Source organism: Paenibacillus sp. CF384 (assembly GCF_900106745.1).
In the GTDB taxonomy this organism is placed as follows: domain Bacteria; phylum Bacillota; class Bacilli; order Paenibacillales; family Paenibacillaceae; genus Paenibacillus_Z.
The window spans coordinates 1-24,365 of record NZ_FNNV01000032.1; the positions used below are offsets into that span (position 1 = coordinate 1).

The 24,365-nt window shown below is 49.9% G+C and carries 22 protein-coding genes, 4 tRNA genes and 1 riboswitch; of the genes, 15 read left to right on the plus strand and 11 right to left on the minus strand.

Translation table 11 applies throughout. The features are described from left to right. Window positions 1-209 precede the first annotated feature (209 nt). From BLW29_RS30035 to BLW29_RS30050, 4 genes are all read left to right on the plus strand, one after another. Window positions 210-285: transfer RNA gene (locus BLW29_RS30035), tRNA-Thr, on the plus strand. Between the two features lie 13 nt (window positions 286-298). Then, window positions 299-374: transfer RNA gene (locus tag BLW29_RS30040), tRNA-Lys, on the plus strand. A 36-nt stretch (window positions 375-410) separates the two neighbouring features. Then, a tRNA-Leu gene (locus tag BLW29_RS30045) sits at window positions 411-493 on the plus strand. 9 nt (window positions 494-502) lie between these two features. Next, window positions 503-577 (plus strand) — tRNA-Gly (locus BLW29_RS30050). 111 nt (window positions 578-688) lie between these two features. Here BLW29_RS30050 and BLW29_RS30055 read toward each other — a convergent pair. The 6 genes from BLW29_RS30055 to BLW29_RS30080 all read right to left on the minus strand — a co-directional run bounded on the left by BLW29_RS30055 (window position 689) and on the right by BLW29_RS30080 (window position 5,185). After that, entirely contained in the window at window positions 689-1,339 is a 651-nt protein-coding gene (locus BLW29_RS30055; RefSeq protein WP_090986630.1) for a hypothetical protein, read from the minus strand. Between the two features lie 77 nt (window positions 1,340-1,416). After that, window positions 1,417-2,016 (minus strand): PulJ/GspJ family protein, encoded by a 600-nt coding sequence (locus BLW29_RS30060; protein WP_090986632.1) that lies wholly within the window; start codon window positions 2,014-2,016, stop codon window positions 1,417-1,419. Continuing rightward, window positions 2,000-2,581 carry a type IV pilus modification PilV family protein gene (locus BLW29_RS30065; protein ID WP_090986634.1) on the minus strand — a complete coding sequence of 194 codons (582 nt, stop codon included), beginning with the start codon at window positions 2,579-2,581 and terminating at the stop codon, window positions 2,000-2,002. Before BLW29_RS30065 ends, BLW29_RS30060 begins: the two co-directional genes overlap by 17 nt. A 158-nt stretch (window positions 2,582-2,739) precedes the next feature. Continuing rightward, window positions 2,740-3,711, minus strand: coding sequence for an aldose epimerase family protein (locus BLW29_RS30070; RefSeq protein ID WP_090986636.1), 972 nt, complete (start codon window positions 3,709-3,711; stop codon window positions 2,740-2,742). Window positions 3,712-3,787: 76 nt separating this feature from the next. Then, on the minus strand, window positions 3,788-4,378 hold the full coding sequence (gene thpR, locus BLW29_RS30075) for an RNA 2',3'-cyclic phosphodiesterase (RefSeq protein ID WP_090986638.1): 591 nt from the start codon (window positions 4,376-4,378) through the stop codon (window positions 3,788-3,790). A 63-nt stretch (window positions 4,379-4,441) separates the two neighbouring features. Next, window positions 4,442-5,185, minus strand: a complete 744-nt coding sequence (locus BLW29_RS30080) for a spermidine synthase (RefSeq protein ID WP_090986640.1) — start codon at window positions 5,183-5,185, stop codon at window positions 4,442-4,444. Between the two features lie 299 nt (window positions 5,186-5,484). Further along, a riboswitch (cyclic di-AMP (ydaO/yuaA leader) is annotated at window positions 5,485-5,653 on the plus strand. 124 nt (window positions 5,654-5,777) lie between these two features. Between BLW29_RS30080 and BLW29_RS30085 the strand changes: the two genes are divergently transcribed. From BLW29_RS30085 to BLW29_RS30120, 8 genes are all read left to right on the plus strand, one after another. After that, entirely contained in the window at window positions 5,778-6,194 is a 417-nt protein-coding gene (locus BLW29_RS30085) for a hypothetical protein (protein WP_090986643.1), read from the plus strand. A gap of 323 nt (window positions 6,195-6,517) precedes the next feature. Then, on the plus strand, window positions 6,518-6,595 hold the full coding sequence (locus tag BLW29_RS32210) for a potassium-transporting ATPase subunit F (protein WP_090986693.1): 78 nt from the start codon (window positions 6,518-6,520) through the stop codon (window positions 6,593-6,595). A gap of 31 nt (window positions 6,596-6,626) precedes the next feature. After that, a complete protein-coding gene (gene kdpA / locus BLW29_RS30095) occupies window positions 6,627-8,300 on the plus strand; it encodes a potassium-transporting ATPase subunit KdpA (protein ID WP_090986695.1) in 1,674 nt (557 codons plus the stop codon). Between the two features lie 18 nt (window positions 8,301-8,318). Beyond that, window positions 8,319-10,361: a potassium-transporting ATPase subunit KdpB gene (gene kdpB, locus BLW29_RS30100; RefSeq protein ID WP_090986645.1), complete on the plus strand. Its 2,043-nt coding sequence runs from the start codon at window positions 8,319-8,321 to the stop codon at window positions 10,359-10,361. Between the two features lie 12 nt (window positions 10,362-10,373). Continuing rightward, complete coding sequence (kdpC, locus tag BLW29_RS30105; protein WP_090986647.1) at window positions 10,374-10,934, plus strand: potassium-transporting ATPase subunit KdpC; 561 nt, start codon at window positions 10,374-10,376, stop codon at window positions 10,932-10,934. 83 nt (window positions 10,935-11,017) lie between these two features. Next, entirely contained in the window at window positions 11,018-13,339 is a 2,322-nt protein-coding gene (locus tag BLW29_RS30110) for a histidine kinase (RefSeq protein WP_090986649.1), read from the plus strand. Window positions 13,340-13,378: 39 nt separating this feature from the next. Continuing rightward, window positions 13,379-14,938 carry an ATP-binding protein gene (locus BLW29_RS30115; RefSeq protein WP_090986652.1) on the plus strand — a complete coding sequence of 520 codons (1,560 nt, stop codon included), beginning with the start codon at window positions 13,379-13,381 and terminating at the stop codon, window positions 14,936-14,938. A gap of 2 nt (window positions 14,939-14,940) precedes the next feature. Beyond that, window positions 14,941-15,639 carry a response regulator gene (locus BLW29_RS30120; RefSeq protein WP_090986654.1) on the plus strand — a complete coding sequence of 233 codons (699 nt, stop codon included), beginning with the start codon at window positions 14,941-14,943 and terminating at the stop codon, window positions 15,637-15,639. 63 nt (window positions 15,640-15,702) lie between these two features. Here BLW29_RS30120 and BLW29_RS30125 read toward each other — a convergent pair whose 3' ends face one another. The 3 genes from BLW29_RS30125 to BLW29_RS30135 form a co-directional block, all read right to left on the minus strand. Continuing rightward, entirely contained in the window at window positions 15,703-17,313 is a 1,611-nt protein-coding gene (locus BLW29_RS30125; protein WP_177186866.1) for a DUF3502 domain-containing protein, read from the minus strand. 66 nt (window positions 17,314-17,379) lie between these two features. Next, window positions 17,380-18,264 carry a carbohydrate ABC transporter permease gene (locus BLW29_RS30130; protein WP_218147150.1) on the minus strand — a complete coding sequence of 295 codons (885 nt, stop codon included), beginning with the start codon at window positions 18,262-18,264 and terminating at the stop codon, window positions 17,380-17,382. 21 nt (window positions 18,265-18,285) lie between these two features. Beyond that, entirely contained in the window at window positions 18,286-19,212 is a 927-nt protein-coding gene (locus BLW29_RS30135) for an ABC transporter permease (RefSeq protein WP_256209076.1), read from the minus strand. A 240-nt stretch (window positions 19,213-19,452) separates the two neighbouring features. Here BLW29_RS30135 and BLW29_RS30140 point away from each other — a divergent pair, with 240 nt between their 5' ends. The 3 genes from BLW29_RS30140 to BLW29_RS30150 are packed head-to-tail and all read left to right on the plus strand — an operon-like array spanning window position 19,453 to window position 22,398. After that, window positions 19,453-21,741, plus strand: coding sequence for an AraC family transcriptional regulator (locus tag BLW29_RS30140; RefSeq protein WP_090986658.1), 2,289 nt, complete (start codon window positions 19,453-19,455; stop codon window positions 21,739-21,741). A gap of 41 nt (window positions 21,742-21,782) precedes the next feature. Continuing rightward, a complete protein-coding gene (locus BLW29_RS30145) occupies window positions 21,783-22,229 on the plus strand; it encodes a HEAT repeat domain-containing protein (RefSeq protein WP_090986660.1) in 447 nt (148 codons plus the stop codon). Window positions 22,230-22,236: 7 nt separating this feature from the next. After that, window positions 22,237-22,398 carry a DUF3934 family protein gene (locus BLW29_RS30150; protein WP_090986662.1) on the plus strand — a complete coding sequence of 54 codons (162 nt, stop codon included), beginning with the start codon at window positions 22,237-22,239 and terminating at the stop codon, window positions 22,396-22,398. Between the two features lie 167 nt (window positions 22,399-22,565). On the opposite strand, the gene BLW29_RS30155 is transcribed toward BLW29_RS30150, so the two are convergent. Both BLW29_RS30155 and BLW29_RS30160 read right to left on the minus strand, forming a co-directional pair. Next, window positions 22,566-22,793, minus strand: a complete 228-nt coding sequence (locus BLW29_RS30155) for a hypothetical protein (protein WP_090986664.1) — start codon at window positions 22,791-22,793, stop codon at window positions 22,566-22,568. A 569-nt stretch (window positions 22,794-23,362) separates the two neighbouring features. Beyond that, a complete protein-coding gene (locus BLW29_RS30160) occupies window positions 23,363-24,274 on the minus strand; it encodes an AraC family transcriptional regulator (RefSeq protein WP_090986666.1) in 912 nt (303 codons plus the stop codon). Window positions 24,275-24,365 lie beyond the last annotated feature (91 nt).

The following is a 24,365-nucleotide window of genomic DNA, read 5'->3' on the forward strand; positions in this document are numbered from 1 at the left end:
GTGCAGCAATGCATGCAGCTGACGAATACTAATCGGTCGAGGGCTTATCCTACGAACATTCGCTCGGATGTTCAACTTCGGACAACATCAGCTAATTAAGACCTTCGCAAAGGTTCGTATCCAGTTTTCAAGTTGCAAACCAACCAATTGAATAACCCATTCGTGGGTTTTATTTCATTGAGTTGGGAAGACTTGAAACGTATACACATGCCGGTGTAGCTCAGTTGGTAGAGCAACTGACTTGTAATCAGTAGGTCGTGGGTTCGACTCCTATCGCCGGCACCATTTTTTCAAACTTGAGCCATTAGCTCAGTTGGTAGAGCACCTGACTTTTAATCAGGGTGTCGTAGGTTCGAGTCCTACATGGCTCACCATTTTCGTTTCACGACAATGGGGGCACATCACATTATGCGCGTATGGCGGAATTGGCAGACGCACCAGACTTAGGATCTGGCGGGCGACCGTGGGGGTTCAAGTCCCTCTACGCGCACCATATTTACCTGCGGAAGTGGCTCAGCGGTAGAGCATCGCCTTGCCAAGGCGAGGGTCGCGGGTTCGATTCCCGTCTTCCGCTCCATTTTTACAACCTTCAAGACCGCTACTCAGATCTCTGAGTAACGGTCTTTTTTGCATGCTGGAATAGAAAAGCCGCTGCTCCGATATTCAATATCGGCACAGCGGCTTTTTACTATTTCTCTTCAAATGGCAGGATTGTTTCTTTCACGAGCGGCTTATAGGATGGATCAAAGTAGGCGGTATATACAATGTTGGCCGATATAGGTTTGGAACTAGCGTTTATGCTCCCTGTTTTAGCAACGTCGAACGAATCCACTGTAATCAATCGTGGCAGCTTCTGCAGCTCTTCGATATAACGGAGTACATTGGAATAGCTTCCTTTAATGACGGAAGCGACCTTTAGTTTCTTTACATTAGGACCCAAAGGGTTGATGGAATCAGTAGTGCCTTCGTTCGTATCTGAGTTTTCGCCAGCGATTGATTGTCCCTCTTCAAGGTCAGGCGTAAAGCTCGCGGTTAACGTTTCCGTTCCGGTAACGGACTCAATTTGCTGTAGATCCAGCAGCAGCTGTTCTGTATTATCCCAGAGTGGAAGCGCGAGCTGTACAGCTGATTTGGAGTACTCATCGCTTGCTTTCTTCTTCTCGGCGAGTTTATTGCTTAATAGGGAGTATTGGTTGTTTAGACTTTCAATCTCAATTTGCTGATTTGCAATCTTATCCGTAGACGGTTTGAGCAAGTACGTGTAAATGACAAACAAGACAAGGAACAGAAGTGCGAGCAGGAGAACGGTCAACGAACGGTTCTTAGTTAGTTGTTCCATTGTTATCCTCCTCAGTTGCTGTTTTCATCTTGACACTGAAAGTAGCCGAGTACGCTTTAGATACCGCTATGTCACCGTCAGCACTTGCAGTTGCCGCTGTATGCTTGCCGAAGCTTCAGCTTAATCTCCAACATCCCGCTGCTGCAGCCCGATTGATCGTTTAAACATTTCAATCGAATGAAGGAATCGTTGTGCGTTGAAGCCTCTTGACCTAAATCCAAGGGCACAGCATTTGGTACAACGATAGATTCAATTGCAATTTCGCGATCGTTAATGAATAAGGCGTGTTTACCTGAATCATTCGGTTTAATGGCGATCCCTTCTTGAAGCGACGTGCCACCCGAATTCGAGTCATCGTCTGAGACAACCTCAGGGAACATTAATACAATCGATTGCCGCAGATTTCCGTTCGTCTGTAATTGCGAGATTCGACTTGGCCCCACGCGGTATAATTCTGAAATAATGGAAGACATGAGCAGGTCGCCTTCATCACGCAGTGTATTCTCGATCCGAATTTTGTTATATGTATTGAGGCCAAATGTGATAGAGGAGTAAATAACCCCCATTACGACGGACAATAAGGCCAGCGTAGCGATGAGCTCGATTAACGTATAACCGCCCTCTGCATGTTGACTGATCTTTATTCGCCGCCTTAATTTGTTAACGAATCGCTTCATCGGTTATGTATCCCTCCACTTCGGCGCTTTCACGCTTACTCGAGCTGACATCTTCTCCATCCGAAGGAGCTGATGTCACTATAACTTTAATCGGAATCAGATATTTGCCGATATTTCCATCTGTTGTGCTGTCTAGATCATTGAGCTCATCCTGGTATATGACCTTCACACGATAAGCGATACCGTTAATTTCGGGATTCAAAATATAGTAGAGTGACTGTGGATCTGAAAAGAGACTTTCATATTGCAAGCAAGAACCACTGTCCTTTAAGCAGTTTTTTGAATCAATATCATCTATATCATCACCAATTCCGATCGGTTGTCCGATCTTATAAAATTTGGTTATCGCATCAAAATTCGACTGCTTCTGCATATAAAACAGCGTGTTACGCGCCAGATTGACCATGACTGTCTTATTCTGGTTACCCTTGGCGTAGGAGAGGGCATGGACGAAAAAACCTGTCATCGCGAGTCCGGCGACGGAGAGGATGATGAGGCAGGTTAAGATTTCAACGAGTGTAAAGCCACTCTCTCTAGATGGCTGCTGCAGCTCGTGTGCTTTCATAAGCAATCACAGCTCCCTTCAATTAACATACATTTCCTAATTATCTTCGACACAGAACGTCGCAATTCCACCTAGTTCTAAAGTCTCATGAAATAAAAATAAGCCGCTCTCTCTCAAGTGTTAACTCAAGAGAGATGGCGTTATGGTAATAGGACTAATTACTTAGTATTCATTGGACCGGAGCCTAGCTTAACGGATAAGTGCCACTCGCTCTCAGAGTGAGGAGCAATGCGGAGAAGCTTGTCTCGTCCAACTGCTTCAGTTAGGCTGTCGTAGTAACCATTGCATGGCTCCAGTGCGCAAACAGCTTGCTCGTTGCATAATCCTTCGTCAATCCAGATGCCCAGGTAAGGCACGGATTCAGCATCCCACTCCAGCTTTAAGTAATCCTCGCTGTCTTGTTCATAAAGTCCGGTCCATCCCTCATCGACTGCCCCGTCAATATAGAATTTACGAGCATCCTTGGCAGAAGAGGGTCCAATCGTATCTAGGCGAAGCTTCGAACCATCCATAACCGTTTCCGGCCAATCGTACAGCTCGCCTTGCTGCAGCAAACCACCACCGTATACGCAGCGCACTTGTTTAGTGGCCCCAGGCAGCATAATCCGCGTGTTTGCCGTGGCAACAAATTGGGGATGCGCAAGCCAAAATGCCGCTAGCGTCTCCGAACTGAGGTTCCGAACTGTGTATTCAAACCGCAGCTGTTGATCACTCTCGAAGCGAATTGTTCTTGTCAATTCATAGGGGAGCGCTCGGCCGACTACTTTGCAAACGAGTGCATCCTGTTCTTCGAAAGAAACCTCCCATGGGATGGACCATACATCGCCATGATCCGGCATGAGTTGTCCAAAGTTGGCGCCTTCTAACGGATAGGTGCATGCGGCGACGGTAGGGAAACATTCATCCCAGCCGCTCATATCCGCTGCGAGAAAGTCAGAGCCATGTTCGACCTTGGCGAGTGGCCGGGCCCCCGTGCCGACGATCCACTCTTTACCGGTAAGGACGTTCTCTAGGGAGACGATTTTGCCTCCCAGCTCGGGAATGATGGTAATCCGCAGTGCCGTAGATTCCATGAGGACGGCGGGCCAGTCTTGATAGGTGGTATGGGTAATGATACAGCGTGATTCCATAGGGGTGCATCTACCTCCAAAATGGTTCGTTTATTAACCAGTATAACGCAAATAGTGGAGGGGATTGGAAAGAAATTCAGAGTAGGAGCGGAGCGACCGAAACGGCCTCGTACATCGGACGCCGCTGCAAGTGACTCTGATAGAGGGTTATGGCATCTGCTTGCCACTGGAGCGGGCTTCCACTCGGCAGCTTCCATCCCATCAGCTGCGAAGGCTCGAATGAGCTCTCGCCGGCGTAGTTCCGTGCAAGCGTGAGATGCGGATGGTAGGAGCGGCTCTCCGGCATAAGGCCGAGAGGCTTTAATACGCGGACAACGTTCTGCTGCAGCTTGTGCAGCTGCTCGACATCCCCTGCGACGTCGGCCCACAGGACGGAGGGGCGAATCGGGCGCCCGAAGACGCCAAGCGAAGTCACATGTAACGAGAAAGCTAGAACGGACGACGCTGCTTCACGTAGTGCTGCCGAGATGGCAGGGACAAGCTCTATTGGCGTATCGCCCAGAAATTGCAGCGTGATGTGATAATCGGCAGGATGTGCCCATTTACGAAAGGGAAGCTGTGGCTTGATATCCTCGCACCCTATCGAAAGGGACTGTTTAATGGAATCCGGTACAGGGACGGCAGCGAATAAGCGGACGGTCTGCGCCGGAGCGGCTGGCGTATTCACAGGCTTATAGCAACCCCTCTCTTCTCAAATATAACGCTAGCTCGTCTCACAGATGGAATCCTATTAGTCGTGATCCACGATGATATAGCCTTGCCCCAATTCCATCTCCATAAACCCGGCCATTCGGCGAGTCTGGTAGGATAGCGGCGTATTGCTGCCGGTCAGGATGTAATTTCGACGATCCGCGGCATTCTCAGCTGGCAGGGCAAATGCTTTCACGAATCGAAACACTTCTCGAAGTGTTGTATAGATGGCGTTAATATGTGCATCGTTCTCACGCTTCCCCATGAGATTGATAAGGATTGCGCCGCTCTCATCCAGCTTGTCGGCAGCAAGTTCGAAGAAGCTCATCGAGGTCAAATGCCTCGGCGTTCCCTTATCGGAGAAGGCATCGAGCACAATAAAATCAACCGTATGCTCAGCTTCGCATGAGAGCAGCTCACGGCCATCGCCAACCACCACATTATCGTCCCCATAGCCAAAGTATTGCTTGCTTAACGCTACGACTCGCTCATCCAGCTCAGCAACTTTGATCGTTGTCCCCGTATGATGTCGGGCAATTGTTCCGACGCCATGACCAATGATAAACAGACGCTGATCGGCCTGATTGCTGTCATTCATGAGGTGAAGCATAGCCTGTGGATATTCGAATAGAATCCGCTCCGGCTGATCCAAATCCACAGCGCCTTGCATGGCGTTGTTAGAGAACTGAAGGACGCGGAATCGCCCATGTTCCTCGCCGTATTTATTCGTATCGTAAACGGTAATCTCGTTTAGCAAGCTGTTTTCCCGGTGCAAAATCTGCACGATGTTCCAATCTCCTTCGTCCCGGCAAACCTACCGGACCTATTATAGATTCCAGCGTATCGCATCTCGAGGTCACATTCAATTGCTATGTGAGAGCAATGTGCCTCCCTCCCTGATGTTGGCATCACAGGCTGAAAGGTTTGGCAGTATTCCTTTGATAATCCAATTGAAAAGAATGGGTATGCAGGATGAAAGCGAAATCATGCGCACAATTCGATAGAATTGGCGGAATTAGCACGTAAATCAGGTTTTACATTCTCCTCGCACAAGAATAAGATTTGATTCATCAACGGAATACATTGCTTGAAACGCTGAGTCCTCGCAAGAGGAACGGGGGAACCAATCAGAAGCCGATTTCGATCAGAACGGCTTCTTGGGGTGAATCCATAACAGGTGTTATTTGTTAAGGTAGGGTACTCTCAAGCCCGAATCCGACAGCTAACCTCGTAAGCGTATGAGAGAGAACCCCCTTCAATCGAGCTTCCAGCAGCTTGTTTCTTTACGCATGCTGTGAAAGAGGCCCGGGAGTAGAGTTTCTCTGCTCCCGGGCCTCTTTGTGTTTTCCACCAAACGATTCAGGAGAGTGAGTATTGTGAAAGATTGCAAGATTCAGGCGATCGAGCTGTTTCAATTTGATGGGGAGCTCATGGATGAACGGCTGCCCGGACATAGTGAGGACTGCATTTGCGGTTTACTCGCCATCACCACGAATGACGGAGGCTGCAGCCTCATTGAATTCCAGATGCACGGCTGTAACCTGAAGGGGGACATTGTGCAGTGGACGGCCGTCTACCAGCGAATGAAGGGACTGACACTCGATGAGAGTATGGACTACATCCATCAGAAGCAAGACGCATGGGGGATGGAACGCGCGCATTTAATGGAATCGGCATTAATAAGCTTGGCCGAGCAGCTGGATTGCACAGCGAAAGGCATAACCAATCGAAATTGCGCCGAATGGAATCGTGCCTATTTATTCGACCATTCGCAGGCCTATGTCTCTTTCTAGACGGGGTTAGTGAGCGATTTTTATACTTTTTTTACACCTGACAGCCGGTTTCTTTACCCCCTTTTTACGGTAACCCGTATTAAGATTTTCGTATACCGACGAGGGGGAAATGATAAGCAGCATAATAAACGTCAAGCACATGGAAAGACAAAGAATAGTTTCAATCCGGCAGGGGAAAATATTCTCAATTCACTGCATGCAGCTATAGGAGGTAGTCAGAAGATATGGTCAATGATTTTACGATGGTGGTATTGTTTGTTGCTGCATTCGCTATATTCTGGGGATTCCTTAAATTCTGTGAGAGAGCCTAGGGAGGTAACGCTATGATTATCGTCGGCATTATTGCAGCTATTCTAATTTTGTATCTAGGCTTTGTATTAGTTAAACCAGAAAAATTCTAAATGGCCAGGGCGGAGGATTCATGACATGAGTATGGGGTTCGTACAGGTAGCCATTACGCTGATCATCATTATGTTGTTGGTTAAGCCGGTAGGCAGTTATCTTGTAAAAGTGTTTCAGCATGAGAAAACAGCATTGGATCGCGTGTTCGGTCCGTTTGAACGATTGCTGTATCGGTTGATGGGCATACGCGAAGATGAAGCAATGGGCTGGAAGAAGTATGTAGCAGCCGTCCTGCTCAGCAACTTTGTGATGATGCTCCTCTTGTATCTTGTATTACGGTTTCAAAGCTTTCTGCCGCTTAACCCGGACGGTATCGCAAATATGCCGGCAGGGCAGGCCTTTAATACTGCCGTATCGTTTATTACGAATACGAACTGGCAGTCGTACTCAGGTGAGAATGGACTATCTTACTTGTCTCAACTGCTCGCGATTACCTTTCCGATGTTCACGTCGGCGGCGACCGGCTTTGCAATAGCAGTTGCGTTCATTCGTGGACTCGTCGGCCGTCAGGATAATCTCGGTAACTTCTATGTGGACATCACTCGCGGAATTACGCGCGTATTCCTGCCGCTGAGCTTCTTGGTCGCTTTGTTCTTCGTGTTCCAAGGCATTCCGCAAACGTTCCAAGGTGCTGTAGATGCGACCACGCTTGAAGGCGCTCAACAGACGATAACCAGAGGATTAGTTGCAACACTTGAATCCATTAAGCACATCGGTACGAATGGCGGAGGCTGGTTCGGCACGAACTCGGCGCATCCGTTTGAGAATCCGACGCCGCTCACAAATATGATTGAAATTATTTGCATGATGCTGCTTCCAACCGCGCTTGTGTATGCGTTTGGTCTGATGGTCAAGAACAAGAAGCAAGGATGGGCCGTATTTGGGGCTATGGGGCTTATCTTCTTGGTCATGCTCACAGTCGTTTTTGTATCGGAATACAAAGGTGTTCCAGCGCTTGATGCAGTAGGTTATCACGGAAATATGGAAGGCAAGGAAGTCAGGTTTGGCGAATCTCAATCCGCCTTATTTACAGCAGTGACAACAGCAGCAACGACTGGTTCTGTAAATAATATGCACGAATCATTAACCCCGATGGGCGGGTTCGTTGCGTTAGCCGAAATGATGCTGAATAACGTATTCGGCGGTAAGGGTGTCGGGCTGCTCAATGGGTTATTGTATCTCATATTATCGGTATTTATTTGCGGTTTGATGGTCGGACGTACGCCGGAATTCCTCGGTAAGAAGATTGAAGGCAAGGAAGTGAAGCTGGCTGCCATTGCGCTGCTGATTCACCCTTTAATCATTCTTGCTCCGACCGCACTTGCACTTGCAACGCCGACAGCCGTCGCGTCCATAGCGAACGCCGGTACGCACGGACTATCTGAAGTGCTTTATGCCTTTACATCCGGCGCGGCAAACAATGGTTCCGCATTTGGGGGGCTGACCGCGAACACCGACTTCTATAATGTAGGAATTGGTTTAGTGATGTTGTTCGGCCGTTATATTTCAATCATTGCGATGCTTGCGATTGCCGGATCTCTCGCGGTTAAACGAGTTGTTCCGGTGACAACGGGAACATTGCGCACGAATACACCATTGTTCACGGGTATTCTCATCATGATCATTCTCGTGATCGGAGCGCTTACGTTCTTCCCGTCCCTTGCACTGGGACCAATCGCTGAACATCTGGCCATGTCGCACTAAACTTAAGGAGAGATAACGATGGCTGCTGCACGCAGAAAGACCATAACGAAGGAAATCGCATCGCAGGCGATACTTGATGCCTTTAAGAAACTGAATCCGGTCGTTATGATGAAGAATCCGGTTATGTTTATCGTTGAAGTAGGTACAGTGATTACGCTGCTGTTATCCATATGGCCGGATCTGTTTGGGACGGATACAGTAGGCCGAGGCTATAATGTGACCGTGTTTTTCATCCTGCTCTTTACCGTACTGTTCGGGAATTTCGCTGAAGCTTTAGCGGAAGGCCGAGGCAAGGCGCAGGCAGATACCCTTCGGAAAACAAAATCCGAAACGATGGCGAAGCTTGTTCAGCGGGATGGTACCTATAAGCAGGTGCCTTCCACGCAGCTGAAGAAAGGTGACATTGTTCGTGTGGAAGCCGGCGAGCTTATTCCGACCGACGGTGAGATTATAGAAGGTCTCGCATCCATCGATGAATCAGCGATTACAGGTGAATCTGCACCTGTAATCAAGGAAGCCGGAGGCGACTTCTCCTCGGTTACAGGGGGAACGCGAGTGGCCTCGGACTTTATCGTTGTGAAGGTCATGACGGATCCCGGTGAATCGTTCCTGGATCGCATGATATCGCTCGTAGAAGGTGCCAAACGGCAAAAAACACCGAACGAACTGGCGTTAACGACGCTGCTTGCGGTGTTAACGATCATATTCCTTATTGTTATTATCACGATGGTGCCAATGGCCAAATATCTGAATGTCAATTTGGATATCGCCACTCTAATTGCTTTGCTCGTCTGCTTAATACCGACCACCATCGGCGCGCTGTTGTCCGCTATCGGGATTGCCGGCATGGACCGGGTTACGCAGTATAATGTACTTGCGATGTCTGGTAAGGCGGTTGAGGCAGCCGGCGATATCGATACGTTGATCTTGGATAAAACCGGCACGATAACCTACGGGAATCGGATGGCTGCGGAGTTTATTCCTGTGAAAGGCGTCACCGCCAAGGAGATGACGTTCGTCGCATTGCAGGCTTCTGTGAAGGATGAAACGCCTGAAGGTCGTTCGATCGTAGAGCTGGCCGGCAAACTGGGCGAATCTTGGACGGCGAGCGAATATGCAAGTGCTGAAATCGTCGAGTTTACGGCAGAAACACGAATGTCCGGACTCGATATGGCAGGCGGCATTCAGATTCGCAAAGGCGCGGTCGATGCCATTAAGAAATTTGTTGCCGCGAGTGGCGGCAGCATTCCGAGCGACTTAGAAGAAATCTCGAACCGGATCGCCAGAGCGGGAGGCACGCCGCTGGCTGCGGCCGTAGGCAATCGCATCTATGGCGTCATTTACTTGAAGGATACCGTGAAGCCTGGACTGAAGGAACGTTTTGCAGAGATGCGGGCAATGGGCATCAAGACGATCATGTGTACGGGCGACAATCCACTCACGGCGGCTACGATTGCCCTCGAAGCGGGCGTCGATGACTTCATCGCCGAAGCGAAACCAGAGGATAAAATCGCTGCCATTAAGAAAGAGCAGCAAGAAGGCAAGCTCGTTGCGATGACCGGCGACGGTACGAATGATGCTCCGGCACTGGCGCAAGCCGACGTAGGTCTGGCCATGAATTCAGGAACGATGGCTGCCAAGGAAGCCGCCAATATGATCGATTTGGATTCCGATCCGACGAAGCTGTTGTCGGTGGTTTCAATCGGCAAACAATTGCTCATTACCCGGGGTGCACTGACAACATTCTCGATATCCAATGATATCGCCAAGTATTTTGCGATTATCCCGGCTATGTTCATCATCGCGATGCCTCAGCTGCAATCGCTGAATATCATGCACCTGGCTTCGCCGAAATCGGCGATTCTGTCGGCGCTTATCTTTAACGCCGTCATCATTCCGCTGCTCATTCCGATTGCGATGAAGGGCGTGAAATACCGTGCGATGACAGCAGATACGCTGCTTACGCGCAACGTTCTGATTTACGGCCTCGGCGGGGTTATCGTCCCTTTCGTAGGTATCAAAATCATAGACCTGGTGCTTCATGGTCTTCAACTTGTTTAAGGAGATAATCATATGAAGATGACACTGACCGCGATCCGCCTGTCCGTAGTGCTAATGCTGCTTTGCGGGCTCCTATATCCTCTTGTCACGACGGGTTTTGCCCAGGTATTATTCCCTAAACAAGCCGAGGGCAGTTTAATTAAAGTAGACGGCAAAGTTGTAGGTTCGGAGCTGATCGCCCAGGACTTCCAATCGCCGAAATGGTTTCACCCGCGAGCATCCAATGCGAAATATGATCCGACTTCCACGGCAGGCTCCAATATGGCTGTTGCTTATCCGGAGTATGTGCAAGCGATGAAGGAGCAAATTGACGCGCTTCGGAAGGAAAATCCGAGCTTAACGGACATTCCGGCCGATCTAGTAACCATATCCGGCTCCGGGTTTGATCCGGATATATCCCCGGAAGCGGCCAAGTTTCAAGTGCCGCGAATCAGTAAAGAAACTGGGATATCGGAGCAGGAGCTTAATAGGCTTGTAGATGCCCATACGACAAGCCGCCAGCTTGGCATATTCGGGGAACCGCGCGTGAACGTAACGGCAATCAATATGGAACTCATGAAGCAAGTGAAGTGATGATTAAGCAGCCGCCTCCATTTCATATGGGGGTGGCTTTCTCGGTTTAGTACATCGTTCACATAGGGGAGTGAAAATCGCCAATGGAGAGCTTCAAACGCAGAACGCCGGAAGATATCTTGCACTCCATCTCTAAGCTTCATCGCGGGACGCTGAAGATCTACATCGGTCCGGTGAGCGGCTCAGGCAAAACCTATCATATGCTGCGTGAAGGACAGACCTTGAAGCAGCAAGGCATTGATGTGGTGATTTGCGCAGTGTCGACGCTGCAGCGACCCGAGACGGTAGAGCAAGTAGGTGATCTGGAGCGGGTCCCTAGTATTCATTGGTATACAGACGGTACGGAATTCAAAGATTTGAACTTGGATGCTCTGATAGAGCGAAATCCGGAAGTCGTTCTCGTCGACGGACTCGCACACCGGAATCGACCGGATGCTCGGTTTCCTACAAGGCTGGAGGATATCAAATTTCTGCTCTCCCATGCGATTAGCGTGATCACAACCGTTAACGTCTATGAGCTTGAAGGTTACACGGAAATCGCGCATAAGCTTACGGGAATTGAAGCGGCATGTACGGTTCCGGCGGATACGCTTGAACTGGCCGATGAGGTAAGGCTGATTGACGTCACTCCGGAAACGGTCTTAAGTCGAATGGCGGAAGGACATTTGAAAGGCAACAAGGATGCAACGTTGTTTAAACGAGGCAACTTAGGCGTGCTGCGTGAACTGGCGCTTCGGCTGGTTGCGGAGGATGTGAATGGTTCTCTGAAATCACATCGTGAAGAAATGGGGCTCATCGGCCCATCGGGCGCAGCCGAGCGCATCTTGGTTACAACGCAATATCACTGGAACGGTTCGATCTACGTCAGACGGGGGCAGCAAATTGCCAAACGACTGAACGGAGATTTGGTAGTGATTACGTTTCGCAATTTGAAGAAGACGTTATCCAAGGAAGAGGCCACCTTCCGTAGGAGCACGATTAAGCTGGTAGAGAAAGTGGACGGCCAGTTTGAAGAGCTGCCTTTTCCGAGACGCAGGCGCATTCCAAGGACGTTAGTGAACTATGCGACCCAGCATAGTGTGACGCGCATCGTGATGGGACATTCGAAGCAAACGCGGTGGCAGGAATTATGGCAGGGGTCCATTATTAGTGAGCTTCTGAAGATCACGAGAAATATTGATTTGTTTCTGGTTGCCGATTCGACAGCCAATGAGGGGGAGCGGGTTCTCCCTGCCCAAATGACGGCTGCCACGGAGCAGCAGCAGTATAAGCGGCTCAGTCAGCAGGAGGTAGCGGAGAAGATCGACCAGATCAGACGCGGCAAGTTTAAAGTGTACATCGGCGCTGCTCCCGGCGTAGGTAAAACGTATATGATGCTGCGAGAAGGGAATGACCTTCTGAGGAAGGGCATTGATGTGCAGATTGGACTGCTGGAAACGCATAACCGAGCAGAGACGATTCAGCAAATCGGCAGCTTGAATGTCATTGATCGAAAGCGTATGGTGTATCAAGGGGTTTCCCTCGAAGAAATGGATACCGAAGAGATTATCCGAAGATGTCCCGAGGTCGTACTGGTCGACGAGCTTGCGCATACGAATGTACCTGGAAGCAAGTACAAGAAGCGCTATGAAGATGTGCTGGACATATTGGATGCCGGCATTTCCGTCATTTCAACGGTCAACGTACAGCATCTGGAGAGTTTGAACGACGCCGTCGAACAAATTACTGGGGTTCGCGTCCGGGAGACGGTACCCGACAGTATTCTTCATTTGGCCGATGAGGTGCAGCTCATTGACGTTTCTCCGGAAGCGCTCCAGCATCGGATGCGGGAAGGCAAAGTCTACGCCATGACGAAAGTCGATCAGGCGCTGAATAACTTCTTCAAGACAGGTAATCTGATTGCGCTGCGAGAGCTGGCGCTTCGCGAAATCGCCGACGATGTCGATGAACGATTGGAATCGTTCGAGCGGAAGAGCTCGCTGCGAGGTCCGTGGAGAAGGAAAGAAGTGATCTTTATCTGCGTCAACAGTACGCCGCATGCCGAACGTTTGATACGGCGCGGGTTCCGGACGGCGTACAGGCTGAAAGCCGCCTGGTATGTCAATTATGTACAGGTGGGCGGCAGCTGTTCGGAGGAACTGAAGAAACGGCTGGCCGCTTTGGAGAAATTGACGGAGCGATTAGGCGGAAAGTTTATTATCCACGAAGAGCATCAGAATAGACAAATCGCCGTTGTCTTAGCTTCCAAAGCGGAAGAGGTTGAAGCGACGCAGCTGGTCATCGGTCAACCGAAGATTTCCTTCTGGGAAGCACTGTGGAAGGGTTCCGTCGTCAATCAGCTCATTCGGCTTACCAGGCATATGGATGTATTAATTGTGGCTGACTTTGATGTTCAAACGCAATAACTTCAGGCAGCATATAGTCTCCTCCAGGATGTGATGAACATGAATCTGACCTATCGAATCAGAGCCTTTTCGATGAAGCCTTATGTTTGGGTTACCCTATGCGTCACCTTGTTAACCATTGTCCTCCATGCGTTTGAGCTGGCCTTCGATATGGTTAACATCGCCCTCATCTATTTATTTCCCGTGTTGTTCAGTGCTGTCTATTGGGGACTTGGACCTTCATTCTATGCGGCGGCATTAGGCGTGATTGCTTTTGACTTCTTCTTTGTCCCGCCTTTTCTCAGCTTTACGGTAGAGGATCTGCGTTATCTCTTCTCCTTTGTGGTCTACCTTGCCGTTGCAGCATTAACAGCCAGTCTAGCAGCAAGACTCAAACAACAGCTACTTCTGGCCAAACAAAGAGAAGCCCATACGGCATCGCTCTACACCTTAAGTCAGCAAATGACGGCCATTGCGGACCTTCAATCCTTGCTTGAGAACGTGTGCCGCCAAGTATCGACTACCATTAACTCGCAGGTGGCGCTATATCTGCCGGACAGCCAGGATGAGCTTACTTTAGCCGCGTCTTCTGCAAGCGGGGACTGGGGCAAGGGAGAATCGGAGACGGCAATCGCCAAATGGGTATATGCACACGGCGAGATGGCCGGCCGAGGTTCAGGCACGCTAAGAGAATTTCCCGGCTTGTATGTGCCGCTGTTAACGGAGGAGCGGGTGTACGGCGTAATAGCTATGAATCTTGCGAGTAATGGAAATTCGACGACTACTCTATCCATGGAGAATAAGAGGCTTCTGGAAGCCTATGCCGGACTGGCAGCGAGTGCAATTGCAAGGGTGAAGTTAGGGGAAGAGGCCAAGCTTGCCCATTTGACGGCTGAATCCGAGCGCCTCCGAACAGCATTGCTGGACTCCGTTTCCCATGAATTACGGACACCGCTCGCAACGGTTATTGGGTCGGCAACGGGACTCATCGAAGGTGATCGGATGTTCTCTTCCGAGGATCGACTTGAATTGCTAGAGACAATCAGAGACGGGGCATTGCGTATGAATCGGCTCGTCACGAACTTGCTTGGCATGGTCCAATTAGAGAGCGGCATGCTCCGGCTGCGCAAGAACTGGTGCGATGTTGAAGACATTATCGGAGTCGTCTTGTCCCAGGTGAAGGACTTTCAGCGCAATAGAGAGATACGGGTGAGCCTGCCGGAGCGTGTTCCAATCGTGCTTGGCGACGAGGTGCTGCTGGAGCAAGTGCTGGTTAACGTGGTCAGCAATGCGATCAAGTATTCGCCGGATGAGAGCACCATTGTGATTTCCGTCAGACAGGATGAAACGCATGTTATCATTAGGGTAGCGGATGCCGGTTTAGGTATCGCGGATGCGGACTTTGAGCGGATATTCGATAAATTTTACCGTGGCAGCACGACCAAGCATGTGCCCGGAACGGGTCTTGGACTGGCGATTTGTAAAGGAATTATAGAAGCGCATGGGGGAACGATTACTGCGGAGCCTCAACTGGCCAAAGGTGCCGTTATCCAAATTTCGCTGCCTGTAGGCGACCAGAGCTTCCTAGATGAATTATTGCCGAAGGGGAGCAGTGAATAGTAATGACAACTACAAGCGGTGCACGTATTCTAATCATCGACGATGAGCCCCAGATCTGTAAGCTGCTGAAAGTAACGCTGCAAGCGCATCACTTTGACATTCATACCGCAGCAACGGGAGAAGAAGGCGTCTATCAAGCGAGTATTTCCCATCCCGACCTTATCGTGCTCGATCTTGGCTTACCCGATATATCCGGAATGGAAGTGCTGCGCCGAGTCCGAGAGTGGACGCGGGTACCGGTCATCGTATTGACGGCCAAGGACCGAGAAGACGATAAGATTGCGGCGCTCGACAGCGGAGCGGACGATTACGTCACCAAGCCCTTTGGCATGGGGGAGCTGCTCGCGAGAATACGAGTTGCGCTTCGTCATGCAGCCAAATCTGCCGATGAGCCTGTTCTTCAGTTCGGCCGTCTTATGATTGATTTGGCGCAGCGGATCGTCGAGCTGGACGGCAATCGAGTGAAGCTGACGCCTACGGAGTACGACCTGCTTAAAGTATTAGCCTCGAGTGCGGGCAAGGTCATCACGCAGCGCCAATTGCTGCAGCAGGTGTGGGGCGGCCATCACCACGAATCAGACAGCCATTATCTGCGCATTTACATTGGCCATTTGCGCAAGAAGCTGGAGGAAGACCCGACGAGACCGGTCTTCATTGAGACGGAGCCGGGTATCGGGTATCGGTTCTTGCTGCAAGATTAGCGTCGCCACGTTACAAAGAAAGAAGTCGTACAGCTGAGCTGCACGACTTCTTGTCATTGAATATTATTTCGCTGCTTTCCAAGCATTAATTTGCTTCTGCATTTCCGCGATAATTTTGTCCGCACCGGCATCTTTCATCTTCGCTACGAACTCGTTGTATTTCTCCTCGGATGTAACACCCAAGCTAATCGCACGGGAGTACTCGTCGTTGACGGCAGAGGCTTTCGCGATTTCGCCTTTTACAGGCTCGGCATCGAACGTGAAGCCAAGAAGCTTGGAAGGCTCAGCTTCTGCATTCACTTTCTTCGTTTGCTCCCACACATCTGCAGGCATGCCTTTCTCAACATTAGCCAAGAAGTTGGATGCGAACATCCAAGGCACTTGCGGGTTGTAATCGGCTTGCGTAGGTCCTGGGATCATTAGACCGTCCGCGTCGAAATCGTATTGCTCGCCTTTAATACCGAAGTTCAAGAGGTTATACAGATCTTTGTCCGTATTGAGCAATTCCAGCAGCATCATCGCTCTTTCCGGATTCTTGGAATTGCGGTTGATCGCTTGCATCGTAGCCGTGATACCGCCTGTCGTCAAATGGGCAGTACCAGCAGGAACTTCAAGGTACGGCTCTCCGCCAAGCGCGGAGTCAAGGTTAGCACCGCCCGGCTTGAATGCGCCGCCGATGTTCAGTACCCATTTGCCGGCTTTGCCGTCTGTCCAATCATCGGTTTTCTTCGAAATCCGTTCTTTGGAGTGCAGGATGCCCTGCGCGCTCCAATCACGCAATGTCGCTGCGAATGTCTTCATTTCATTGGATTCGAACTGATTCACAACCGTAAGGGAATCATCGCCGAATTTCACTACGCCGGGAATATTGAAGCCTACGATGGCTTCCATGTTAAAGAAGTCCGGGTCGATCCCGATAACCGGGTATTTCTGAGGATTATCCTTCTGTACGGCTTGGATAAACGGCAAGAGCAGGTCTAGGCTGTCATAGCCGATCTTTCCGCCGATGGCATTCATGTCCAATCCGTATTTATCGATCAGTGCTTTTGGAACGGCAACAGCCGGTGTTCTTGCGGAAATTTGCTGATTCACGAAACCATAGATTTGCCCTTTGATTTTCGTTGCATCCCAGAAGGATGCTGGCATGGAGTTTAAAGTTGTCGGTGCGTACTTGGCAAGCAGGTCATCGAGCGGGAGGAATGCGCCTTTGGCTACGTTTTGCGTATAGTTGTTGATCCAGCCGGCCGTGAACGTGATGTCGTAAGGCTCGCCGGAGGCAATAACGACTTGCATTTTCTGATCAAAGTCACCGAATGGAATTGCCTTGAAATCAACGGTAGCATTGATTTTCTCTTTGATTACTTTATTGACTTCCGCGAAAATCTTATCTTGTTGAGGTTGCGGGAAGTTACCCGGGAAATACCATGTCAGCTTAACCTCGGGAAGATCTGCAGCCGTATTTCCATCCGTAGCTGCTGTATTATTAGTAGTCGCCGAGTTGTCTGTGGTTGCCGTGTTAGTTGAATCGTTCTTCGCTGCATTGCCGGACGTGTTCGCGTTCCCTCCATTGTTATTGGAGTTGCCGCACGCGACGGCCAGCATGCTGAATACAAGAAGCACAATCGTACATAGAAGGCCTAACTTGGACAAGCGGAATGCTCTTGCTCGTTGCATTGTGAATCCTCCCTTTTTTATAATGGCTCTTGCTATCTTAAATTGGATCATGGATCCACGTTTAAGCTATCCCTTGACTGCACCTACCGTAAGTCCTTTGACAAAATACTTCTGGAAGAAGGGGAAGACAGCGAGCATCGGTCCGGCTGCCAGGATCGCCATCGCCATCCGGGCGGATTCCGATGGGAGCTCAGCATTCTTCATACTAGGCGGCATCATGTTGGTTGAGCTGGTGAGATAGGCGATGTTGTTCATCATGCGGTAGAGCATATATTGCAGCGGAACAAGGTGTTCGTTCTCGATGTAGAGCAAACTGAGCCACCAATCGTTCCAGTACATCAGCAGGGTGAATAAGGAGACCGTAGCCAAACCCGGTTTGGCAAGCGGGATGATCATTTGGAAGAAGATTCGGAACTCGCTCGCACCGTCAATCATGCACGATTCGATAATGTTGAAAGGAATCTTCTGCATGAAGGAGCGCAGCAGCAGAATGAACCAAGGTACGGCCAAATACGGAAGGATAAGCACCCACATGGTATTTTTCAGATGCAAGTAATTGCTGATCAAGATATAGGTTGGCACCAAGCCGCCGTTGAACAGCAGCGTGAAGAACACGTAGAAGCTGAGGCTGTTCTTGAATTTGAAGTCGGAACGCGAGAGCGTGTAGGAGATGCCGGCCATGAACAAGACGGCGAGAAAGGTGCCGATGAAGCTGACCATGATGGATACTTTGAACGCGCCCAGAAGCTGGACAGGACGATATAAGACGTACGAATAAGCCTTCAAATCAAACATGCGGGGTATTAAGCTGTACCCGTTCTTAAGAATATCCACTTCATTGCTCAAGGAAATGGACAAGACGGAGACGAGCGGCAGGATACAACATAGGCTAAAGAGAATAAAGATCAAATGGATGAGAAGCTGCGATAGCTTCTGTTTCATCTGTGGCATGGGCTCATCTCCAGACGTCTTCTAAAATAATTTATTGTCATCATCGATTTTCTTCACCACGTAGTTGCTGGCCAATACGACGATAAAGCCCATCACGGATTGGAATAATCCGACTGCCGAGGACATGCCGATATCGCCTGATACTTTGAGCATCCGAAACACATAGGTGTCGATAACTTGAGTGACTGGGAACAATTGCCCGACCTCCCTTGGGACGAAGAAGAACAAGCCGAAATCCGAGTAGAAGATTTTGCCGATGGAAAGCAGGGTCATGATCGTAATGAGCGGCATGATGAGCGGTATCGTAATGTTGCGGATAATCTGGAGTTTGGAAGCGCCGTCGATCTCGGCCGCCTCGAAGTATTCCTGTGAAATGCCCAGAATACCGGCGTAGAAAATAATGCTGACATAGCCAAGCCCTTTCCAAATATTAATGAGGGTTAGCAGAATAGGCCAAACCCACGTCGTGGAGTAAAAGTCGAATGCTGCGAAACCCAGCTTCTCGGTCAACATCGTAAGAACGCCGTATGGACCGATGAAGGAGTACGCCATATAGGCCACGATGATCCAGGAGAAGAAGTAAGGGAAGAAGAAGACCGTCTGATAGGCTTTGACCCATCTGCGGCTGACGACTTCATTGAGTAGGATCGCGAATACGACGGATAAGAACGTGCCTACAACGATAAAGATGCTATTATATAGAAGCGTGTTTCTGACGACCATCCAAGCGTCGCTGGAAGTAAAGAAGAACTTGATGTTATCAAACCCGACCCACGGACTGTGCAGAATGCCATCGGTATAGTTGATATTTTTGAAAGCAATGAAGATCCCGCCCATCGGAAGGTACGAGAAAACGAAGATCACTAGAAAAGCGGGCAGTGCGAGCAGCGACAGCTGCAGATTCTTCTTCAGATGACGTGATGAAGTTAAGAACGGAATTTTGTTCAATGCAGCCAGACCTCCTTTAGGTAAGAATGTAAACGCTATCAAGGACTGACTTGATCATAGTTGATCGGATGGGGAGCTGACAATTTCTAAAATGCCTATTCAGTTCACTTTCGAACGAATGGAACAGTTCTCAAAATCACTTTTTGTTCTGAAAACAGGAATTTGAAGGGAAATCGGCAAACAAATTGAATCATTTTCGCGTTGTGTGATAGTCTTGGAAGTAGAGGAGTTGCATGCATAATGTTCAAGAAATTTGTTCTGAAGAACCCGTTTCAGCTCTTCCTGACGATTCTGCTTCCCTTCCTGGTCAGCACCGTGCTGCTGCTCTTCGTTCAATCCTCCTTATTGAGCCGAAATTTCGAGAATTTCGCATTGAAACAGGTGTATCGCGAGCAGCTCGCGGACCTTCAATATACGAGCCGAAACGTAAGCACGCTTGAACAAACGGCCAGATCGGTGTCGACAACGGCGTTCTTCGATGACATCATTACAGACTTGCTTTACTCGGATATTGATTCCGACGACTACGTGAAATACCAAATCAAATTGCAGTCGTACAAAAATATTTATCCGTTTCTCCAATCCATCTATATCTACAATGGTGAGCAAATCTATGCCGTCCCCCGAGCACAATTCATCTATGACCGCACATCCTTTGATGACCAAGGCATCTTCCCGATTCTCGATGACATTAAGAACCACCCTTCCCACAGTATCGTGCTGCGCAAAATTCCGAATATCATGTCCGGTATCGCCACGGGCGCCGTCAAGGATATGTACGTCTATTCGTATTTGTTCTTTGATTCCCAGGTCGCGAGCGGCAAAGTAAATGAAGCGATCATTCTCAACATATCGGAGGAATGGCTGCGTCAAAGCATTCATTCGCAGAACGGTGGCGGCAGCCGGATCTTCGTAACCGACAGTACGGGCATGCTGCTATCGGCAGATCAGGTGCATCCTCTGCTTGCCGATTTGTCGGACAAGCCTTATATCCAGCAGATTAATGCTTCTAAGGTGCAGGCTGGGAACTTCCGCATGAATGTGGAGGGCGTCGATTCGTTTATTACGTATACGAGCACAGATGCCTTCGACTGGAATCTGGTCAGCATTACGCCCTATCACGACATTGTCAAAGACGTGGAACGGATGAAGCAGAAGACGTATCTGTTCGTTGCCTTGTTCATCATCGGCAGCATCCTGCTCACCTTCTATTTCTCGCGAAGACTGATGGTGCCCATGTCGCTCGTCATTCAGAAATATAACCAGCTGGAGATGGAGAAGCGGGGGGAGTCCTACGACCGGAAGCAGCAGTTTCTACGCAAAATCATGCATTCCAAGGGGCCGTTGTCTGCGGACGAATTAAGGCGGCAATTTCTCAAATACGATATTTCTCTTGATCCTTCCACGGCTTTTCTCATCGTGCTGTTCAAAATCGATCACTTCTCGGACTTCTGCGCGACATACGGCAGAGGAGACCGAAGTTTATTAAAGTTTGGCATCGTCAATATTGTTACTGAGCTGATGCAGCAGAAGGCCGCACATGAATGCTTGGAGCTTGAAGAGGATCAGGTCATGCTGCTGCTCAATGTGGATTCGCTTGGTGCACCTTCCGAGCAGTTGGCGCTGGTGGAATGGATGCAGCAGATCCAGCAGCATACGAAGCAGTATTTGCGCCTTGCCGTATCCGTTACGTTCAGCGAGCCGTTCGAAACGCTCTCCCAGCTGAATTTTCATTATTTGAAGACGCTGGACTTGTCTTATTACCGACTGATTTACGGGCATGAAAGTATGATCTTTAGCGAGCACATCACGGTCCGAACGGATGACTTCAAATCGTCGCAGGAGAAGGATGATGAATTGAAGGATGCTCTTATCCAGGGGCATTTTGGGGAGGCGAAGGATGCGCTGTCGGCGATGCTCAAGGATGCTTCGGCCTACAGCTATTCGGCGCTGAGCTCCATGTTTATCCGAATCCTGCTGCTCATTCGTCATGCCATTGAGGTGCTGGAGACCAATCATGCGATGAAGGTGGATTTTCATTTCAACGCCTATCTCATGAAGCTGCAAAAGATGGAAACGATCGAGCAGATCATGGCGGACTTCTCCGCGCTGTTTGATCGTTTGGCACAGGAGCTTGAAGCGAAGAAAGACAATAAGTATTTGAAGCTGCTCGATATGGTGAATCAGATCGTTCATCGTGAGCTGGCGAATCCGGCATTGTCGCTGGATTACATTGCGGATGAAGTTGATCTGTCACCGCCATATCTGGGTAAACTATTTAAGAAGCATAGGCTTGTGTCGGTATCGGACTTCATTAATAATGTGAGGCTCGCATACGCTAGCCAGCTGGTTGCGACCTCCACGGATACGATCACGGATATTATGGATAAATCGGGGTTCGCGAGCCGGAGCCATTTCTTCACCCAATTCAAGAAGGCCTATGGCTTAACGCCCAGCCAATATCGCATGAATGCGAAGCAATCCGGCTATACGGACAAGCCAAACATTGACTTTCCTGAATCATTCTAGTAGCGTGTATAGAATAGTTAATCGAGGGAGCTTGATCGAAATTGGAACATACCGAAGAAGAAGTAGTAGAACAACCCGTTAGTTATGAAGAGTTGAAGAAGGCTGCTGGTCGTACATCGAACTGGCGTGAACGCCTTCGTGCTGTTGAGGAGCTTGGACAATTGGGCGGCGAGCAGGCAACTTTGTTGCTAAAGCGGATTGCGCAAAGCGATATGACGCATCAAGTACAGGCTGCAGCCCATCGTGTGCTGAAGGAGCTTGGCGAGGACGTGCAAGTGCCGGCACGCAAGACAGGCGAGCTGGTCAAAGGCGTGAACAAGATTCTGGTGCGGATCAAGAAGAGCTTGCCGGATGGCCACACCTACGAAGAGTTCAAAGAGAAGCTGAAGAAGATGAGATCCGACGTGTACGATATCTATGAAGGCGATAAAGAAGCAGATTTCGATAAGTGGCTTGAGAGCACTTGGGCTTCGCTTTCGAGAAGGTAGGCTAGTCATGGCGAAGAGTAAAGGCGGCGGTACAGGCCGCGGTACAGGCAAGAAAGGCTGGAATCGCTGGCAGGCTGCCGAGAATCGGAAGAAGAGCGCGCCGAAGCCGTATACGAGCAAAGGTACGAAGAATAATCCCGAGGGCACCAGCGGTGCCAACGGTTCATAGTTGGAATCAAGGCTGTCCCAATGGCGCGCATTCGCGGGTTGTGGGGCAGTTTTTTTGTTCGTGTGGCAGCTGGGAGTGGCGCCGCGACCCTGGCCTCCGTCCAGGTCCGCCGAAGCTCTAACGAACCACAGAGGTCTTATTTCACCCAAATGATGGGTGCTGAAATTCTAACGAACCGTACAGGCCTTATCTAGGTTGAAAAGGCTCATTTCAACCCACTTTACTAAAATAAGGCCGCCACGGTTCGTTAGATTAATATGCGGTCCAATTTCGCCCGAATAAGGCCTGTACGGTTCGTTAGCGTTCCGCGCCACCGCCGTCACTAGCACCATTGCCAATACCAACGGCAGCACCAGCATCAGCATCAGCATCAGCATCAGCATCAATGCCACCACTAGCATCAACACCTGGACCAACATCGTCCAATCCCAAGCATTAACGCCAGCACCACCACTGCACGATTACCGATACCAACGCCAGCACCAACTTCATCGCCGCCAGCACCAATTGTCAGCAGGAGCACCAACCCCAACCCCAGCATCAACGCCACCAACAGCATCATTCAATCGCAACACCAACACCAACACCAACACCAACACCAACATCCGCACCAGTACCTGCGCAACACCGCACTCGCACTAGCCCCAGCACCAACAGCGAACTAGTTCTCAAACCAGCAAACGACAGTTAATGTGGAGGCTGAGAGTTCCATTTTCGCACTCTCAGCATCCTGTGAAAGTGATGATTGGTTAGTGCGGAGACTGAGAGTTCCACTTCTGAACTCTCAGCATTTTTTCGAAGCAGTTTCGGCACTGAGAGTTCCATTTTCGTGTTCTCAGCATCCTGTGAGGGTGCAGATTGGTTAGTGTGGAGACTGAGAGTTACTTTTCTGAACTCTCAGCTTTTTTTCGATACAGTTTCGGCGTTGAGAATTCCATTTTCGCGCACTCAGCTTCTCGTCCCCCTACAATACCCGCGAGAGTTTGCGGTACATGCTTGGCGAGAGCCCTTCCTGCTTGCGGAATTGCCGGCTGAAGTAGTGGATGTCGGGGCAGCCCGTGCGTTCGCCGACTTCTTCGACGGACAAGTCGGTTTCGCGGAGCAGTCGGCGAGCTTCACGGTGCCGAATAGAGCGCAGGAATTCGCCGGGCGGCTGTCCGGCGACCTGTTTGAACAGCTTCGCAGCGTGATCCTCATTCATGAGCAGCGAATCGGCCAATCGTTTGTTGCTCCACGACTCGGATAACGATGACTCCATCTGCTTCATGAGCGACAAGAGACGCTGACCGTGAACCGTATCGGCAGCACGCTGATGGAGCGTGGATCTGGAACGCTGCAGCTGTGACAAAATGTTCAGCATCAGCGCCTTGCACGCCAGCTCGTATCCGGGAGGACGCGTAGTGAATTCCTCGACTAACTGCTCCATGAGCTGTACACAGAGCAGGGAGGGAGTATAGATAATTTGCTCCGATAGCGGCGGGAAGGTCTCGTTCATAGCCTCGCGGCAAAACTTCTCCGCAAGTGGATGCGTCTCATTCACAACCATATCCTCGTCGGAGCCTACCTCAAGCTCATCGAAGTAGTCGAAATGGATGCCGAGAAATTGCGCGTTTGGCTGGGAGACAACCTCATTCTGATGAAACAAACCCGCTGGTAAGTAAATCAGCTGGCCGGCCTTCCATTCGTAGCGCGTTTCCCTGATCGTCGTCGCGGCTTCGCCTTGGCTGACATACAGAATCTCATAGTCGTAGAGCCGCCGCCTTGGCAGTTTCCCGGGGGGCAGGCTTTGATATTTGGCATAATGGATGCTTGGCGACCACTCGCGATAATGGGCGTAAGCAAGTTGATGACGATCTTCCGCATGCAGCTGCTCCATCTGATCGAACCTCACTCTTCTTCACCGATTATGATCTCGGAAAAGTTCAAATTATATCTGTTTACGCTAAATATTTTTCTCGTCATATCTA

Coding starts and splice junctions, on each gene's coding strand:
- BLW29_RS30125 (WP_177186866.1), bottom strand. CDS start 17,313: ATGCAACGAGCAAGAGCATTCCGCTTGTCCAAGTTAGGCCTTCTATGT.
- BLW29_RS30110 (WP_090986649.1), top strand. CDS start 11,018: ATGGAGAGCTTCAAACGCAGAACGCCGGAAGATATCTTGCACTCCATC.
- BLW29_RS32210 (WP_090986693.1), top strand. CDS start 6,518: ATGATTATCGTCGGCATTATTGCAGCTATTCTAATTTTGTATCTAGGC.
- BLW29_RS30060 (WP_090986632.1), bottom strand. CDS start 2,016: ATGAAGCGATTCGTTAACAAATTAAGGCGGCGAATAAAGATCAGTCAA.
- BLW29_RS30070 (WP_090986636.1), bottom strand. CDS start 3,711: ATGGAATCACGCTGTATCATTACCCATACCACCTATCAAGACTGGCCC.
- kdpA (WP_090986695.1), top strand. CDS start 6,627: ATGGGGTTCGTACAGGTAGCCATTACGCTGATCATCATTATGTTGTTG.
- BLW29_RS30115 (WP_090986652.1), top strand. CDS start 13,379: ATGAATCTGACCTATCGAATCAGAGCCTTTTCGATGAAGCCTTATGTT.
- BLW29_RS30055 (WP_090986630.1), bottom strand. CDS start 1,339: ATGGAACAACTAACTAAGAACCGTTCGTTGACCGTTCTCCTGCTCGCA.
- BLW29_RS30065 (WP_090986634.1), bottom strand. CDS start 2,581: ATGAAAGCACACGAGCTGCAGCAGCCATCTAGAGAGAGTGGCTTTACA.
- BLW29_RS30140 (WP_090986658.1), top strand. CDS start 19,453: ATGTTCAAGAAATTTGTTCTGAAGAACCCGTTTCAGCTCTTCCTGACG.
- BLW29_RS30160 (WP_090986666.1), bottom strand. CDS start 24,274: ATGGAGCAGCTGCATGCGGAAGATCGTCATCAACTTGCTTACGCCCAT.
- kdpC (WP_090986647.1), top strand. CDS start 10,374: ATGAAGATGACACTGACCGCGATCCGCCTGTCCGTAGTGCTAATGCTG.
- kdpB (WP_090986645.1), top strand. CDS start 8,319: ATGGCTGCTGCACGCAGAAAGACCATAACGAAGGAAATCGCATCGCAG.
- BLW29_RS30130 (WP_218147150.1), bottom strand. CDS start 18,264: ATGCCACAGATGAAACAGAAGCTATCGCAGCTTCTCATCCATTTGATC.
- BLW29_RS30120 (WP_090986654.1), top strand. CDS start 14,941: ATGACAACTACAAGCGGTGCACGTATTCTAATCATCGACGATGAGCCC.
- BLW29_RS30150 (WP_090986662.1), top strand. CDS start 22,237: ATGGCGAAGAGTAAAGGCGGCGGTACAGGCCGCGGTACAGGCAAGAAA.